The organism is Marichromatium sp. AB32, from assembly GCF_003718675.1.
Classification (GTDB): domain Bacteria; phylum Pseudomonadota; class Gammaproteobacteria; order Chromatiales; family Chromatiaceae; genus Marichromatium; species Marichromatium gracile.
In genome coordinates, this window is sequence record NZ_RHFJ01000169.1 from 1 (window position 1) to 255 (window position 255).

The 255-nt window shown below is 70.2% G+C and carries 1 pseudogene; it reads right to left on the reverse strand.

Going from position 1 to position 255, the window contains the following annotated elements:
- Positions 1-223, reverse strand: a pseudogene (locus EBL85_RS17005) (N-acetylglucosamine transferase); the annotation flags it as partial.
- Between the last annotated feature and the right edge of the window lie 32 nt (positions 224-255).

A 255-nucleotide genomic window follows, 5' to 3' on the forward strand; every position in this document is an offset into this window, starting at 1 on the left:
GCTCGCCGCCGATCCCGTGCGCGGCGAAGCGCTCGGCCAGCGCCTCCTGCTCGGTCTCGGTGGAGAAGTCCCTGCTGTTGACCACCAGCCGCGAACCCGGCACCCGCTCGAGGATCTCGGACCACACCCGGATGGTGCGGTGGTTGACACGCACCCCACGGGTCAGCGTACCGAAGGTGATGTATCCCCGCTCCAGCGCCGGCAACACGTTCACCGCCCCCATCCCCTCACTCGGGCGATACATGCCGGCGGGCG